Origin of the sequence: Methylobacterium sp. Leaf99, from assembly GCF_001422375.1 — a bacterium.
Classification (GTDB): Bacteria; Pseudomonadota; Alphaproteobacteria; order Rhizobiales; family Beijerinckiaceae; genus Methylobacterium.
Window position 1 is genome coordinate 45883 of record NZ_LMMU01000002.1, and the last position, 15441, is coordinate 61323.

The 15441-nt window shown below is 70.4% G+C and carries 16 protein-coding genes; 7 read left to right on the plus strand and 9 right to left on the minus strand.

What is annotated here, in order from left to right; all coding sequences use genetic code 11:
* Positions 1 to 79: 79 nt before the first annotated feature.
* A complete protein-coding gene (locus ASF28_RS10350) occupies positions 80 to 592 on the plus strand; it encodes a glyoxalase superfamily protein (protein WP_443189729.1) in 513 nt (170 codons plus the stop codon).
* 97 nt (positions 593 to 689) lie between these two features.
* Positions 690 to 1202 (plus strand): methylated-DNA--[protein]-cysteine S-methyltransferase, encoded by a 513-nt coding sequence (locus ASF28_RS10355; protein ID WP_056091705.1) that lies wholly within the window; start codon positions 690 to 692, stop codon positions 1200 to 1202.
* Between the two features lie 67 nt (positions 1203 to 1269).
* Here the strand turns inward: ASF28_RS10355 and ASF28_RS21730 are convergent, their stop codons facing one another.
* Both ASF28_RS21730 and ASF28_RS10360 read right to left on the minus strand, forming a co-directional pair.
* Positions 1270 to 1551, minus strand: a complete 282-nt coding sequence (locus ASF28_RS21730) for a type II toxin-antitoxin system RelE/ParE family toxin (protein ID WP_082476414.1) — start codon at positions 1549 to 1551, stop codon at positions 1270 to 1272.
* Entirely contained in the window at positions 1538 to 1801 is a 264-nt protein-coding gene (locus ASF28_RS10360; protein ID WP_056091707.1) for a type II toxin-antitoxin system RelB/DinJ family antitoxin, read from the minus strand. Before ASF28_RS10360 ends, ASF28_RS21730 begins: the two co-directional genes overlap by 14 nt.
* Before the next feature lie 59 nt (positions 1802 to 1860).
* Here ASF28_RS10360 and ASF28_RS10365 point away from each other — a divergent pair, with 59 nt between their 5' ends.
* Positions 1861 to 3552 carry a cyclic peptide export ABC transporter gene (locus ASF28_RS10365; protein WP_056091710.1) on the plus strand — a complete coding sequence of 564 codons (1692 nt, stop codon included), beginning with the start codon at positions 1861 to 1863 and terminating at the stop codon, positions 3550 to 3552.
* On the opposite strand, the gene ASF28_RS10370 is transcribed toward ASF28_RS10365, so the two are convergent.
* Positions 3534 to 4229, minus strand: a complete 696-nt coding sequence (locus ASF28_RS10370) for a GyrI-like domain-containing protein (RefSeq protein ID WP_056091713.1) — start codon at positions 4227 to 4229, stop codon at positions 3534 to 3536. The genes ASF28_RS10365 and ASF28_RS10370 overlap by 19 nt on opposite strands.
* A 230-nt stretch (positions 4230 to 4459) precedes the next feature.
* Here ASF28_RS10370 and dapF point away from each other — a divergent pair, with 230 nt between their 5' ends.
* Both dapF and mtaB read left to right on the plus strand, forming a co-directional pair.
* Positions 4460 to 5347 (plus strand): diaminopimelate epimerase, encoded by an 888-nt coding sequence (gene dapF, locus ASF28_RS10375; protein WP_056091715.1) that lies wholly within the window; start codon positions 4460 to 4462, stop codon positions 5345 to 5347.
* Entirely contained in the window at positions 5348 to 6589 is a 1242-nt protein-coding gene (gene mtaB, locus ASF28_RS10380) for a tRNA (N(6)-L-threonylcarbamoyladenosine(37)-C(2))-methylthiotransferase MtaB (RefSeq protein ID WP_056091718.1), read from the plus strand. It abuts the gene before it with no gap.
* 722 nt (positions 6590 to 7311) lie between these two features.
* Here mtaB and ASF28_RS10385 read toward each other — a convergent pair.
* Complete coding sequence (locus ASF28_RS10385; protein ID WP_244474981.1) at positions 7312 to 8037, minus strand: RluA family pseudouridine synthase; 726 nt, start codon at positions 8035 to 8037, stop codon at positions 7312 to 7314.
* 24 nt (positions 8038 to 8061) lie between these two features.
* On the opposite strand from ASF28_RS10385, the gene ftsY reads away from it, so the two are divergent.
* Positions 8062 to 9522 (plus strand): signal recognition particle-docking protein FtsY, encoded by a 1461-nt coding sequence (ftsY, locus tag ASF28_RS10390; protein ID WP_056091721.1) that lies wholly within the window; start codon positions 8062 to 8064, stop codon positions 9520 to 9522.
* Positions 9523 to 9597: 75 nt separating this feature from the next.
* Positions 9598 to 10215: a septation protein A gene (locus ASF28_RS10395; protein ID WP_056091789.1), complete on the plus strand. Its 618-nt coding sequence runs from the start codon at positions 9598 to 9600 to the stop codon at positions 10213 to 10215.
* Positions 10216 to 10242: 27 nt separating this feature from the next.
* Here ASF28_RS10395 and ASF28_RS10400 read toward each other — a convergent pair whose 3' ends face one another.
* The 5 genes from ASF28_RS10400 to ASF28_RS10420 all read right to left on the minus strand — a co-directional run bounded on the left by ASF28_RS10400 (position 10243) and on the right by ASF28_RS10420 (position 15433).
* Positions 10243 to 10782, minus strand: a complete 540-nt coding sequence (locus ASF28_RS10400) for a Crp/Fnr family transcriptional regulator (protein ID WP_244474982.1) — start codon at positions 10780 to 10782, stop codon at positions 10243 to 10245.
* A 715-nt stretch (positions 10783 to 11497) separates the two neighbouring features.
* Complete coding sequence (locus ASF28_RS10405) at positions 11498 to 12088, minus strand: DsbE family thiol:disulfide interchange protein (RefSeq protein WP_056091726.1); 591 nt, start codon at positions 12086 to 12088, stop codon at positions 11498 to 11500.
* A complete protein-coding gene (gene ccmD / locus ASF28_RS10410) occupies positions 12085 to 12276 on the minus strand; it encodes a heme exporter protein CcmD (protein WP_056091791.1) in 192 nt (63 codons plus the stop codon). Before ccmD ends, ASF28_RS10405 begins: the two co-directional genes overlap by 4 nt.
* Before the next feature lie 5 nt (positions 12277 to 12281).
* Positions 12282 to 13043 (minus strand): heme ABC transporter permease, encoded by a 762-nt coding sequence (locus ASF28_RS10415; RefSeq protein WP_056091729.1) that lies wholly within the window; start codon positions 13041 to 13043, stop codon positions 12282 to 12284.
* A 149-nt stretch (positions 13044 to 13192) separates the two neighbouring features.
* On the minus strand, positions 13193 to 15433 hold the full coding sequence (locus ASF28_RS10420; RefSeq protein WP_056091794.1) for a PAS domain-containing sensor histidine kinase: 2241 nt from the start codon (positions 15431 to 15433) through the stop codon (positions 13193 to 13195).
* Positions 15434 to 15441: the final 8 nt, after the last annotated feature.

The following is a 15441-nucleotide window of genomic DNA, read 5'->3' on the forward strand; positions in this document are numbered from 1 at the left end:
GTCAGCAACGCGAGCCCTGACGACGATTTGCCCAGGTCGAAGGAAGGCTATGCGTTCTCATCACCCTGAGCCGAAAATCATGGCCAAAGCCCTGCGCGCAGCGCTGCAGGAGCACCAGGTCGCCATCACCCATGCGGCGGCGCTCGAAATCGTCGCAGCCCAGCACGGCTTTGCAAACTGGAATGTCTTCGCCGCCGAAGGCCGTGCGACCGTCGAGGAAGGCATCCGTTTCAGCCAGACCTGCCCGATCATGCGGATCTTCGATGAAGGCGTCGCCAGGGCGTTCTATCTCGACTTCCTCGGTTTTCACCTGGATTGGGAGCATCGCTACGGCGAAAACTTTCCGCTCTATGCCCAAGTCTCGCGGGCCGGGCTGATCCTGCATCTCAGCGGCCATCATGGAGATGCGACGCCGGGATCGTCGGCGTTCGTGCGGATGCAGGGAGTCGAAGCCTATCAGCGGGAACTGACGGGGAAGGACTACAAGCACAATAAGCCGGGCTTGAAAGACGAGCCCCACGGCCTCGTAATGACCGTGACCGATCCGTTCAACAACCGCATCCACTTTTGCCAGGATAAGCCGCCGGCTTGAACCAGTTGGAGCGGACGTCGTCTACGCTTTCTGCTCCAGCCATAACGGACCGAGGGCGCCGGCACCGCACGCCGGAATCCGTTGCGGAGGAACGGCCATGTCCGAAACGCGCTACACGATTCTCGCCAGCCCCATCGGGCCCCTCGTCCTCGCGGGTACGGATGAGCGGCTGGCCCGCATCGGCTTTCCCACCGGCAAGGGCGCGGTGACACCTGGGGTGGACTGGCACCGGGACGATGCGGCTTTCGCCGAGGCGCGGGCGCAGTTCGCCGCCTATTTCGACGGACGCCTCACCCGGTTCGACCTCGCCCTCGCGCCGCGCGGCACGCCGTTCCAGCGGGCGGTCTGGTCGGAACTCACCCGCATTCCGCCGGGTGAGACCATCTCCTATGGCGAACTCGCCCGGCGCATCGGCCGCCCGAACGCCAGCCGGGCCGTGGGCGCGGCCAACGGCGCCAATCCGCTCCCCATCGTCGTCCCCTGCCACCGGGTGATCGGCGCCGGCGGCGCGCTCACGGGCTTTGCCGGCGGCGTCGAGACCAAGCGCTTCCTGCTGGCCTTGGAAGGCGGCCCGGCCGTGCCGGGACCGGGGCAGCTCAGTCTGCTGTGACAGATCGTGACTGCGGCAGCCGGTCGATGATCGATGACGCCCCCGTCCAGCGCGTTCAGGTTCTCCCCTAAAGACCGAGCTCGGAATGTGATCCGAGGCGCACGAGTTGAAGTGTCGTTTTATCGACCAGCCGATAGATCAGAACGAGATCCGGTTTGACGTGACAATCGCGGTGATCCTTCCAGTTTCCTGTCAGGGCGTGGTCGCGCAGTTTCGGCGCGAGGGCGCGATCGTTCACGAGATCCTCCAGGATGGCAATCAGATCCGCCCGGAGCGTCGCTTGATGCCGGCCGCGCTGCTCCCGTTTGAAGTCGCGCTTGAACTGCGTCGTCCGTTCAATCGTCCGCAGCGAGATCGGCCATCAGCGCCGTGACGCCCGAAAAGCGCGTGAGTTTGCCTTCGCGGGCCTCGCGCATGGCCGCGACGGTCGTCTCGTTCGGCACCAGGGGCTCGAACGGGAGGGCCTTCTCGCGGGCGACGCGGGTGAGCATCATCCGGATCGCATCGGATGGCGTCAGGCCGATGGCCGCGAGAACGATGGTGGCCTCCTCCTTCGTGGCGGCGTCGATCCGAGCCTGAATCAGCTTGTTGGCGGCCATGGTGGTTTTCCCGTCTGCACGACACTGTAATGCAGACCAGGACATTTCGCGAGGGGGGCATGGCGGAGACGAACACGCGTTTGGGACGCCTCGGCCAGGATGCGGTGCGGCTCCTGCGTCCGCTCTGGCCGCTGGTCGCGGGCTCCTCGGCCATCGGCGCGGCGAGCGGGCTGGCGACGGCGGCGGTCCTGGCCAAGGTCAACACGGCGATCCACGCCGAGGGCGGCCTGCCGGAGAACTTTTTGCCGATCTTCCTCGGCCTCGTCGTCCTCGGCGTCGGCGGGTCCCTCGTCTCCGGCCTCGGCAGCAGCCTGGCCGGCGGGCGCATCAACGCGACCCTGAACCGGGATCTGGCGGACCTGATCCTGACCGCGCCGCTCTCCCGCATCGAACGGCTCGGCCGCCACCGCGTCCTCGCCTCCCTGAACGAGGACGCCGGCACCCTCTCGCGGGTCATCGGGCTCCTGTCGGGCCTGATCATCCAGATCGGCGTGCTGACCGGCTGCCTCGCCTACCTGCTCACCCTCTCACCGCCCCTGTTCGCGATCACCGCCATCGGCTTCGGCCTCGGCAGCTACGGCGAGGCCGTCCTGCGCCGCCGGGCGATGGTCCATTTCCGGACGCGCCGCACCCTCGTGGAGACACAGCAGAAGCACTACCAGACCCTCACCGAGGGCTGCCGGGAACTGCGCCTCAACAAGGTGCGCCGCCTGCGGGTGCGCAACGAGGCCCTGGCCGGCTGCATCGAGAGCCTGCGGCGCAACGCCTGGACGACGCAGACGCTGTTCGAGTTCTCCTACCTGATCAAGAAGCTCGCCCTGTTCGCCACCATCGCGGCGATCATCGCCTACAAGGCCCTCGTCGGGATCGACAATGCCGTCCTGTCGGGCTTCGTGCTGGTGCTGCTCTACGTGGAGACGCCGGTCAGCTACATCCTCGCCTGCCTGCCCGAGATCGGCCGGGCGCAGGTCGCCTACGGGCGCATCGCCGAATTCTCGGCGGATCGGGACATGGCCGAGCCCGATCTCCTCACACCCGCCATCCCGCCCGCATCCACCGGCATCGACACCATCGAGCTGCGTGGCGTCAGCCACACCTTCCCGTCCGTGGACGGCGGGCCGGCCTTCACCCTCGGCCCCGTCGACCTGACCCTCCGGCGGGGCGAAATCCTGTTCATCGTCGGCGAGAACGGCTCGGGCAAGACCACCCTGATCAAGCTGATCCTCGGCCTCTACCCGCCGCAGACGGGCACGCTCCTCCTCGACGGCGTGCCGGTGACGGGGGAGACCCGCGACGCCTATCGCCAGCACTTCTCGGCGGTGTTCTTCGACTACACCCTGTTCGACGACCTCGTGATGCCCGCCGGCCTGGGCGCACGGGCGGGGGACGCCTACCTCGAAAAACTCGATCTCGCCCACAAGGTCGCGATCCGGGACGGCGCGTTCTCGACCACGGATCTGTCGGCGGGGCAGCGCAAGCGCCTCGCCCTGATCCAGGCCTCTCTGGAAGGACGCCCGGTCCTCGTCCTCGACGAGTGGGCCGCCGAGCAGGACCCGACCTTCCGGCGCCTGTTCTACGCGGACCTGCTGCCGGCCCTGAAGCGCGAGGGCCGGACCCTCGTCGTCATCAGCCACGACGACCGCTACTTCGACGCCGCCGACCGGGTGATCCACCTGGACGACGGCCGGATGACCGAGGCGCCGGGCGGGGTCCCGGCCCGGGCGGAGCCCTCCTACTTCGGCAGCGCGTAGATGTTCACGTCGAGCTTCTCGTCGGCCTTGTCGTTGAGGTCGGTGACGTATTCCTCGATGAACCGGTCCTGCACCACCACGTCCTTGGCGTCGAGGTAGGCGGTCAGGGTCTCGTAGGTGCCGTCGATCTCGTCGTAGGAGCCCCGGTGCGGGAAGCGCAGGGCCTTGCCGCTCGGGGTGGTGCCGAAGCGCAGGCCGTCGACCTCGGCGGGCTTCGGGTCCGGCATCGCCGCGATGGGGATCATCGCGTCGTACTGGAACCCGTCGTCGTCGGTCTTGGCGAAGACCGCCAGCGGCCGGCCCACGGGCGCGATCCCGGCCTTGGCGAGATCCGCCTCGATGCGCTGGAACGCCGCCTTCAGGCTCGGCACCGCTTCCTCCCACTTCGCCCGCCCCGCCAGGATCGCGGCGGGCTTGGCCGGCAGGGACACGGTATCGACGTCGTTGGCGTCGCCCGGCGTCTCCACCAGGGTCTTTCGCGGGGCGGCCGTGGGGGTCGCGGCCGGGGCGGCGCCCGCCTGGGCCGGAACCGGCACGTCGGGGCTGCCCGGACCGGCCGGGCCGGGGGTCGTCGTGGTTGGCAGCGGATTGGCGACGGCGGGCGGCACCGCCTCTTCCGCGTGGGCGAGGCCGGCAGCCAGGCATCCGGCGAGCAGCGTCAGGCGAAAGCGAATCACGGCGGGCGCTCCGGAGGATCGCGGCCTCCCGGGGAGGCCGAAGCATGGGATGTCAACGTAGTGACGAAGCCGGTCGCCCGCGAGGCGCATCGGGTGTCCGCGCGCACGAACGTGAGCGGGCGCGGCGCTTCTGCAACGCAGCCCCCCGGCGGCTCCGCGTGCGCGGCCCGAGGCTTTCGCCTATATGCGGGGGCCCGGGCCCTTCCGCCGGGGCAGCCATCCCGAGAGACATGAGCGCACTCGCCCACCGACGGTTCCTGAAGATGAACGGCGCCGGCAACGCCATCGTGGTGCTGGACCTGCGCGGCACCGACATCCGGGTCGCCGCCGAGGAGGTCCGGGCCATCGCGGCCCATCCGACGTCCGCCTTCGACCAGCTCATGGTGATCCACGACGCGCGCACCCCCGGCACGGACGCTGCCCTGCGCATCTACAACACCGACGGCTCGGAGGCCGGCGCCTGCGGCAACGGCACGCGCTGCGTCGCCTACGCCATGCTCGACGATCCCGCCATGGCCCGCCCCGCCGAGAGCGGGCGCCTGACCCTGGAGACGCGGGGCGGTCTAGTGAGCGTCAAGCGCATGGCCGAGCGGTCCTTCACCGTCGACATGGGCCGGCCCAGGCTCAAGTGGGACGAGATCCCCCTGGCCGAGCCGTTCCAGGACACCCGGCGCATCGAGCTCCAGGTCGGCCCCATCGACGCGCCGGTGCTGCACTCGCCGGCGGTGGTCAACATGGGCAACCCGCACGCGATCTTCTTCGTCGATCGCGATCCGGAGACCTACGACCTCGCCCGCATCGGCCCGATGCTGGAGAACCATCCGCTCTTTCCCGACCGCGCCAACATCTCCCTCGCCCGGGTGACGGGCCCCGACGCCATCACCCTGCGGGTGTGGGAGCGGGGCGCCGGCCTGACCCTCGCCTGCGGCACCGCCGCCTGCGCCACCATGGTGGCGGCCTCGCGCCTGCGCATGATCGGCCGGGGCGCCACCGTGACCCTGCCCGGCGGCGACCTCGTCATCGAGTGGCGCGCCGACGACCACGTCCTCATGACCGGCCCCGTGGCGCTCGAATGGGACGGCACCTTCGATCCCGCCCTGTTCGCGGGCGCCGCCTGAATGGCCGTCGAGACCCTCACCTTCGGCTGCCGGCTCAACACCGTCGAGGCGGAGGTGATGCGCGGCCACGCCGAGCCCCATGCGGGCGACGACCTCGTCATCGTCAACACCTGCGCGGTGACCCAGGAGGCCGGGCGTCAGGCCCGCAAGGCGATCCGCCGCCTCGCCCGCGACCGGCCGGGCGCGCGCATCGTCGTCACCGGCTGCGGCGCGCAGGTGGAGACCGACCTCTACGCCGCCATGCCGGAGGTCGCCCGCCTCGTCGGCAACGACGCGAAGACGCGTCGAGAGACCTGGGCACCCGCCCGCGTCCCCCCCGACCGCGCGGCGGTGGACGACATCATGGCCGTCCGCACGGCCGCGCCGACCCGGATCGCCGCCATCGCCGGGCAGACCCGGGCCTTCGTGCCGGTGCAGAACGGCTGCGACCACCGCTGCACCTTCTGCGTCATCCCGTTCGGGCGCGGCAACTCGCGCTCCGTGCCCCCGGCGGACGTGGTCGATCAGGTCCGCCGCATCGTCGACCATGGCGGGCGGGAGGTGGTGCTCACGGGCGTCGATCTCACCGCCTACGGCCGCGATTTTTCGGACCCATCGAGCCTCGGACGCCTGACGCAGGCGATCCTGTCCGGCGTGCCCGACCTCGCCCGCCTGCGCCTGTCCTCCATCGATTCCATCGAGGCCGACGACGCCCTCATGGACGCCATCGCCGGCGCGGCCCGGCTGATGCCGCATCTCCACCTCTCGCTCCAGGCCGGCGACGACCTCATCCTCAAGCGGATGAAGCGCCGCCACGGCCGCGCCGATGCGATCCGCTTCTGCGCCGCCGTGCGCCGCCTGCGGCCGGAGGTGGTGTTCGGCGCCGACCTCATCGCGGGGTTTCCCACGGAGACGGAGGCGCAGTTCGCCCGCTCCCTCGACCTCGTGGCCGAATGCGGCCTGACCCATCTCCACGTGTTCCCGTACTCGCCCCGCCCCGGCACCCCGGCCGCGCGGATGCCGCCGGTGCCGGGGGACGTGGTGCGCGCCCGCGCCGCGCGGTTGCGGGCTGCGGGGGCGGCGGCCCTGGAGGGGCATCTCGAGGGTCAGGTCGGGCGCACCCACCGGGTGCTGACCGAGCGCGGCGGCCTCGGCCGCACGGAGGGGTTCACCCCGGTGCGGCTGGCGGCGGACGCAGCGGCCGGAGAACTGCGGGACGTCACCATCGCCGGGCATGACGGGAAGGTGCTGATCGCGGCCTGACGAACCCTCCCCCCTTTGCGGGGGAGGGTGCCTGCGGAGCAGGCGGGAGAGGGGCAGCGCGACTTTCCAGGATATGGCAGTGCTCCCCCTCATCCGACCCGCTGACGCGGGCCACCTTCTCCCGCAGGGGGGAGAAGGATTTCTCGCCGCGACGCCAGCGTCAGAATGCCGAAATGTCTTGACAATATTCCTATTCCGTGGTTGTCTCCGCTCACTCGCCTCCCACACGGGAGGCCCCCCGGCGGACCGGGTCGGGGGGCTCGGGGGGAGGAGACGGTGCCCCGCGTCGATGGCCCGGTCGCCATCGCCCCCCCGGGCCGCGCCGGCGACGCAAGGTGCCCTGGACGGGGAGGCCGTGCTGAGGCTGGCTCCGGGACCCTGGGGCGCACCGAGAGAACGGACGGTCCGCCCACTACGAGGCGGGCTCGGGGCTTCGTGCCCTGATTAGTCGGCTGCCGCACCGGCGCTTCCGCAAGGGGCGTCGCGTCGAGCGGAGGAGGGCCGCCACTAGCCGAGTCGCCGACGCCGTGAAGACATCGTGACGAAACGGACCGGCCCCGAAACGGGCCGGGCCGGGGGACGCCGGGGGACCGGCTTAAACTTCAAAAACGTGGTTTCGCGGCGTCCCGCGTCTCCCGTTTCCCGGCCATCCCCCGCGCCACCGGCGGCGGGCCGCAGCCGTGCGCGCGGAGCGCTTCGTCCTGGACGGAGACGGAACCGCCCTACTCGGACCCGTCGCACCCGCAGGTCACGAGACCCGCCCGCATGTGCGCGGGTGCCGGCGCCTCCACGACGATGGGGGGCTTCTTCGGATAGAGCGGCAGGGTGAGCGCCCGCGCATGGAGCTGCAGGCCCGGTCCGCCGCTGCGCGGACCCGAGCCGTAGATCGGGTCGCCGAGGATCGGAAACCCGGATTCGGCGCAGTGGACCCGCAGCTGGTGGGTCCGGCCGGTGACGGGGGTGAGGGCGAGCCAGGCGAGGCCGCCGCCGCGTCCGAGCACCTGCCAATGGGTCAGGGACGGATCGCCCGATGGGTCGGCCTTCATCCACCATGAGCGCGGATCGTCGGAGCGGCGGGCAAGCGCCAGGTCGATGCTGCCGGTGTCGGCGGCCGGGCCGCCCTCCACCAGGGCCCAGTAGGTCTTGCCGACGCTGCCGCTCGCGGAAAACAGCTTGTTCAGCCGGGCCAGCGCCTTGGCGTGGCGCCCCAGCGCGAGGCAGCCCGAGGTGTCGCGGTCGAGGCGGTGGGCCGCCTCCGGGCGCCGGGGCAGGCCGAAGCGCAGGGCGTCGAGGTGATCGGTGAGGGTCTCGCCGCCCTTCGGGCCGGGATGGACCGGCAAACCCGCCGGCTTGTCGATGACGAGGACGAGGGCATCGCGGTAGAGGAGGCGCGCACCTATGTCTGTTACGAGGGCATCGGCTGGGGGCATGGCCTTGGCGCTTACCATGCCGGGTCCGGGGAGCAAGCGGGAATGAGCGAAGACAAGAGGCCGGGCTGGCTGCTGCGCAAGATGTTCGGCACCAAGGAGGAGCCGCGCCCCGAGCCGGTGCCCGTGCAGCCGCCCGATCCGAAGCCGGTGCCGCCCGCGCCCCGGCCGGTGGCCGAGTCTCCGGTGATCGAGGCTCCGGTAGTCGAGTCTTCGATGGTCGAGTCTCGGGTGAACGAGCCCGTGGCCCCGCCGCCGGAATCCCCGGCCTCGTTCTCCGAGGGCCAGCCGGATTTCGCCACCGCCGCGACGGACGTGTCCCACGTGCCGGCCCCTCCGGCTGAGCCCGGGGAAGGGACGCCCGGCAAGAACGCGGTCCCGGACGCGATCGAGGGCGCCGACCTCCAGCCCGTCGAGGGGGCCGAGGAGCGCCCGCCCGCCGGCACGGCGGGCGACGATCCGGGGCGCGGCGCCGAGGCGGCCGACACCACCTCCCGGGCCTTCACGCCCGACGTGGCGCCGGAGCCGGAGGTCGCGACCCAGATCTTCATGCCGGAGCCGGAGGCCGAACCCGAGGGCGAGAAGCGCGGCTGGTGGAGCCGGCTCACGGGAGGCATGAAGCGCACCTCCTCGGCGCTCACCGAGCGCGTCACCGGCCTGTTCACCAAGCGCAAGCTCGACGCCGACACCCTGGAGGAGCTGGAGGACGCCCTGATCCAGGCCGATTTCGGCATCGAGACCGCCACGCGCATCTCGGAGGCCGTCGGCAAGGGCCGCTACGAGAAGGGCCTCTCGCCCGACGCCGTACGGGAAATCCTGGCGACGGAAGTCGAGCGCGCGCTCGCCCCGGTGGCGATCCCCTTCACCATCGACACCACGAAGAAGCCGTTCGTCATCCTGATGATCGGCGTCAACGGCGCCGGCAAGACCACCACCATCGGCAAGCTCGCCATGAAGCTGAAGGCGGAGGGCCATTCCCTGATGCTGGCGGCCGGCGACACCTTCCGGGCGGCGGCCATCGAGCAGCTCAAGGTCTGGGGCCAGCGCACGGGCACGCCGGTCATCGCCCGGGCGCAGGGCGCCGACGCGGCGGGCCTCGCCTACGACGCCTACGAGGCGGCGAAGCAGCAGGGCACCGACGTGCTGCTCATCGACACGGCCGGCCGGCTCCAGAACAAGGCCGGGCTCATGGCCGAGCTGGAGAAGATCCTGCGGGTGATCCGCAAGATCGACCCTGAGGCGCCCCACGCGGTGCTCCTCGTCCTCGACGCCACCGTCGGCCAGAACGCCCTCAGCCAGGTCGAGCTGTTCTCGAAGGCCGCCCAGGTCACCGGCCTGGTGATGACCAAGCTCGACGGCACCGCGCGCGGCGGCATCCTCGTGGCGCTCGCCGCCAAGTTCGGCCTGCCGGTGCACTTCATCGGCGTCGGCGAGGGCGTCGAGGACCTCGAGCCGTTCGAGGCCCGCGACTTCGCCCGCGCCATCGCGGGCCTGGACAAGGACTAGGGGCGCGTCCGCCGGAACCGAGCCCTCCCCTCAAAGACCGCGACGCGACGCGCGCGGCTCTCTATGACGGACACCATGCAGATCGAAGCCGTTCCCCCACGCCGCCACCTGCCGCCGCTGCTCAAGCTCGCCCTCGAGCTCGGGCCCCTGGTGATCTTCTTCCTCGGCAACGCCTATGCCGAGCGGTTCGGGGTCGCCCCCGAGCAGAAGCTGTTCGTGGCCACCGGCGTGTTCATCACCGCGACGGTGGTGGCCCTGGCCATCCACTTCGCCCTGGTGCGGCGCCTGCCGATCATGCCCCTGGTCTCGGGCGTGGTGGTGGTGGTGTTCGGCGGCCTGACCCTGGCCCTGCAGGACAAGACCTTCATCATGATGAAGCCCACCATCGTGAACACCCTGTTCGGGCTCGTGCTGCTTGGCGGCCTCGCCTTCGGCAAATCCCTGCTCTCGGTGGTGCTCGACAGCATGTTCACCCTGACCGAGGAGGGCTGGCGCAAGCTCACCTTCCGCTGGGGGATGTTCTTCCTCCTCCTCGCGGTGATCAACGAGGTGGTCTGGCGCACGCAGACGGAGGATTTCTGGGTGAGCTTCAAGGTGTTCGGCATCATGCCGCTGACGATCCTGTTCGCCCTGGCGCAGACGCCCTTGCTCCTGCGCCACGAGCGCAAGGGCGAGGATGCCGGCCACGCCTGACAGGCGCGGCCCGAGCGAACGCCGAGGTCAGGCCAGGACGCGGGCGTACTCGGCCTCCGGCACGCCGTAGGCATCGCCGGCGATGTCGCGCATCCGGTCCCGATCGCGGATGCCGATGCCGCCGCGCCGCGTCTTGACGGCCCCCGCATCCTCGAGGCTGCGCAGGGCCGTGGTGATGCCGGCCCGGCGGACGCCGAGCATCATCGACAGGAGCTCGTGCGTCAGCGGCAGATCTTCGCGGTCGGTGCGGTCGTGGCACATGAGCAGCCAGCGCGCGAGACGCTGCTCGATGGTGAAGCGGCCGCTGCACAGGCTGCCCTGCGCCAGTTGGACGGCGAAGACCTGGGCGTAGCGCAGCAGGCGGTCGTGCAGGGGGCGGCACTCGTGCAGCACGGTCCGGAAGGCATCCGCGCCGATGCACAGGGCCCGGCACGGGATCTGGACGATGGTCACGTGCGGCCAGCTGTCGATTCCATGGAGGAGGGGGATGCCCGTCATCCCTTCGGGACCGATGATGCCGGCCTCGGCCTGCATTCCGTCGGCCGTGCGCGCCATCACGGAGATCATTCCGGGCTCGGGAAAGCAGACCTTCGTGATCGCGGTTTCGGGCGACTCCAAGATGACGCCCTGCTCGAACGAGCATCGCTCCAGTCCTGGCCGAAGGCGAGCGAACTCATCCGGCGGCAACAACCCGAGGATGCGGTTGCGAATTCCATGTTGAACGATGAACGACGCCACGACCCTGCCGATCTGCAGGCATGAGCAACTGAAACTCGACACCTGAGACTCATTGTCACCAATGAGCGATCAGACATCTATATCACCGATAGACAAAGCTGTGAATGGAATATCTTTGCGCATCTAAGTACGCTACCGTACAATTTATAGAATATCGAGCCTTCATCAAGGACTCCGATTTTTTATTTACAAAAAGTCCTCCTGTCCCATTCTCTGCAATGATGAACTCGACTTAAATTTAATGGGGATGAAAAACTTCCGACGGACCCACCCGGATGCTGTCCTTGGATCACACGGGAATGGGAGTCCCATCCGCCCCGGGTATGGCCGCCCTCGTGTGACCGGGGCTGCCGGTCGGCCCTGCGGCGCCCGAGTCCGACGCGGATCGGCAACGCAGCGCGGTCGGACGGGCTTCGCAGGATGACGTGCGCCTACAGGAACCCCGGCCTCGGCCGGCCACAGGGATAGAAAAGCGCCCTTCGGAACCTGCAGGTCGCGATGGTGGCAATCAGGAACGACGCGGCCTGGACAACGCGGCCCGGCCTCACTGCGCGGCGTCCGTCACGGCACCGGCGGCGCGGATCTTGTCGAGGACGGCCCTGTAGTTCTCCGGGGTGACGATCCCGACCAGCTTGTCGCGGATGGTGCCGTCCGGCCCGATGATGAAGCTTTCGGGCACGCCGTAGACTCCGAAATCGATGGCGGTGCGGCCGGTGGAATCCATCCCCACCGCCCGGAACGGCACGCCGTTGCGGGCCAGGAAGCGGCGGGCGTTCTCGGGCGCATCCTTGTAGGCGATGCCCACGAGGCGCAGGCCGGGCTCGCGGGCGAGCCGCATGAGCTGCGGGTGCTCGATCTGGCACGGCGCGCACCACGACGCCCAGAAATTGACGAGGGTGACCCGCCCCTTGAAGTCGTCGCGGGACAGGCCGGGGAGGGGCGCGCCATCGGCCGCGAGGCCGGGGAGGGCGGCCAGATCGAAGGCCGGGGCCGGCCGCCCGATCAGCGCGGAGGGGATGGCCGACGGGTCGGCGCCCGAACGCAGGCGCACGAAGAACAATCCGGCGAGCGCCACGAAGGCGACGAGGGGGACGATGAGGAGGAGGGAGCGCCGGGCCGGCTCGGAGGTGCTCACGCGCGCCGTTCCGCCGAAGACCGGGACGCCGGTTGGGACGAATCCTGCAGCGCGGCCAGGGCCCGCGTCTGTGCCCGCCGGTCACGCATCGCATGTCCGATCAGGCCGGCGATGACGAGGGCCGTGAAGGCGTAGGCGCCGAGGATGAAACCCGCATGGGGCCCGAGATCATGGGGTCCGAGAGTCATGATCGTCACAGGCCCTGGACCGCCCCGAGGGGGAGGCCGGCATCGAGGCGCTCGGCTTCGCGGATCGTCAGCGCCCGCACGCGACGGCGCAGGATCTCCGTGCGCATGGCAGTCAGATGCAGGGTGATCCCCAGCACGGTGAAGGCGAGAATCATCTCGAGGAGCGGGTAGAGCATGGAGGGATCGATGGACGAGCCGCCCATGCGCATGATCGAGGCCGGCTGGTGCAGGGTCGACCACCAGTTCACCGAGAACTTGATGATCGGCAGGTTCACGGCGCCGACCAGGGTGAGGATCGCGATGGCGCGCGCGGCCCGGTTCGGGTCCTCGATGGTGCGCCACAGGGCGATGATGCCGCAGTAGATGAGGAACAGCACCAGCATGGAGGTCAGGCGCGCGTCCCAGACCCAGTAGGTGCCCCACATGGGCTTGCCCCACAGGGAACCGGTGACGAGGCAGATCAGGGTGAAGGCCGCGCCGATGGGGGCGGCGGCGCGCTGGGCGACATCCGCCAGGGGATGGCGCCAGACCAGGGTGCCGAGGGCCGAGACCGCCATGGCCCCGTAGAAGAACACCCCGAGCCAGGCCGCCGGCACGTGGATGTACATGATCCGCACGGTCTCGCCCTGCTGGTAGTCGGGCGGCACCGTGAACCAGGTCAGGTAGAGGCCGAAGGCCAGGAGCACCCCGGAGAGCCCGGCGAGCCAGGGCATCAGGGGGGCGGTCCAGCGCAGGAAGTGGCCGGGATGGGCGAGGCGTGTCCACATGAGCCGGGATTTAGCCCAGGGTGCGGTGCAGCGGCAATGCGGGCGTTGCGCGCAAGGGTCCCGAAGAGTTCCGAAGGGTCCCGAAGGGTTCGCCGAGGATCCGGCAGGGCGCGCGGAGCGGCGCCCGGTGCGCCACGGCACCGCTCCGCTTAGACGCTTCCGGCCTGGAACCCCGCCAGGGGGGCGGTGACGCGGCAGACCACGCCGGCGGGATCGTAATCGAGACCGACGGTGCCGCCGACGGCCCCGACGAGACCGCGCTCGATCAGCCGCGAGCCGAATCCCTTTCGCGTGGGTATCGCGACCGTCGGGCCGCCGGATTCCCGCCAGGTCATCCGCACCATGGGCTCGCCGCCCATCGGGGCGGTGACATCCCACGTCACGGCGACGCGGCCGTCGGGCACCGACAGGGCGCCGTACTTCGCCGCGTTGGTGGCGAGTTCGTGCAGCATGAGGGCGAGGGACAGGGCCGCCTTGGCGCCGAGTTCGATGGGGGGCCCGGAAATACGGAACCGGTCGGGCTGGCGGTCGTCGTGGATGGCGAGGGCGCTGGCGAGCACCGCCTCGAAATCCGCGCTCTCCCCCTCGCCGGAGAGCAGGATGTCGTGGGCCTTGCCGAGGGCGATGAGGCGCGCCGCCAGGGCCTCCTTGGCGGCCTCGACGTCGGTGACGTTCCTCAGGGTCTGCGACACGATGGCCTGGACCACCGCGAGGGTGTTCTTGAGCCGGTGGCTGAGTTCGCGGTTGAGAATGCGCTGCTGCTCGTCGGCCTCGATCCGGGTGAGGCCGCCCCAGGCGCGCTCGGCGACCTCGCGGGCGAACGCGATTTCCCCCGGCGTCCAGTCGTGGGCGACCGCGTCGAGGACGTAGAGGATGCCGACGAGGCGCCCGCGCTGAAGGATCGGCACCTTGACCACGGCCCGCATGCCGATCTGGGCATAGCCGGCCGCGTCATCGACCCGCTCGGGGGTCGCGGCGATGTCGGCCACCGCCAGGGTCTCGCCGCGCTGCAGGCGGACGACGCTCGCCGCCACGGTGGCCAGGGTCTGCGTTCCGGCCTGCGGTCCGAGGCCGGCGGCGATCCAGTCCGGCGCGACCGCCGACAGGTTCCCGGCGGGATCGACGAGGGCGTAGCCGGCCCGAGCCACCCCCAGGGTGCGCCCGAGGCTCTCGGCCGTGGCCCGCACCACCGCCGCATTGGTGTTGAGGTCGCGCAGGCGGTCGCCCAGGGCGATCAGAGCCTCGCGCCGGGTGTCGGCGAGTTTCTCGTTGGTGATGTCCTCGATCATCGCCGTGGCATGGACGCTGTCGCCCAGGGTCTGCGACACGAGGTTGACCCGGGCCCAGATGATGCGCCCGTCGAGGCGGCGGTAGCGCTTCTCCAGGCGCTCCTGCATGGTCTCCCCCTTGGCGAGGCGCCGGTGCAGGTCGGCGCGCTCGGCATCGTCCTCGGGGGGTGTCCAGCGCGCCAGGGAATGGCCGAGAATCTCGGATTCCGGCGCGCCCCAGATCTCGCACAGCTTGGCATTGACCGCGAGGGCCCGGACGCTGCGCGGATCGAACTGGACGATGCCGATATTGGCGCCCTGGAACACCGCGCGGAACTGGGCGGAAGCCCGGTTGCGCTCGGTCACGTCGAGCATGGCGCCGATCATCCGCTGGGGCGCGCCGGCGGCATCGCGGACCATGTAGCCGCGGTCGAGCACCTCGGCGTAGGTGCCGTCGGCGCGCTGGAACCGGTACTCGTGGTCCCAGTCGCCGGCCTCGCCCGCGATCACCGCGTGGATGTCGGCCTCGACGGCGGCCCGGTCGTCCGGGTGGACATGATCGATCCACCACGCCCCGCTCGGCACGACGCGGTCGGGCGTCCATCCGTAGGCGGTGGCCAGGGCCTCGTTCCACAGGACCGTGTCGGTGGTCAGGTCCCAGTCCCAGATGGCGTCGTTGGTGGCGCGGGTGACGAGGCGATAGCGCTCCTCCGTGGCCCGCAGGGCGATCTCGGCCCGCTTGGCCTGCGTGACGTCGCGCACGGTGCCGACCATCCGGCTGGCGTAGCCCCCGCTGACGATGAGCTGGCCCCGTGCCGCGATCCAGCGCAAGGGGCCGCCCCCGGCCGGGAGGACGCGGTACTCGCTGTCGAACAGGCCGGTCCCGGCCGGGTCGAGGGCGGCCTGCAGGGCGGCGTCGACCCGTTCGCGATCCTCGGGATGCAGGCCCTGCAGGAAGGTCTCCGCATAGGTGACCGCACCGTCGGGCGCCACGCCGAACAGGGCACGGGTGCGGGCATCCCAGCGCAGGGTCGTGGTGGCGAGGTCGTAGTCGAAGATGCCGATGCCCGTGGCCTCGACGGCCAGGCGCAGGAGGACGGCGCTCTCGGTCGGGTCCGCCATTTCGGGCA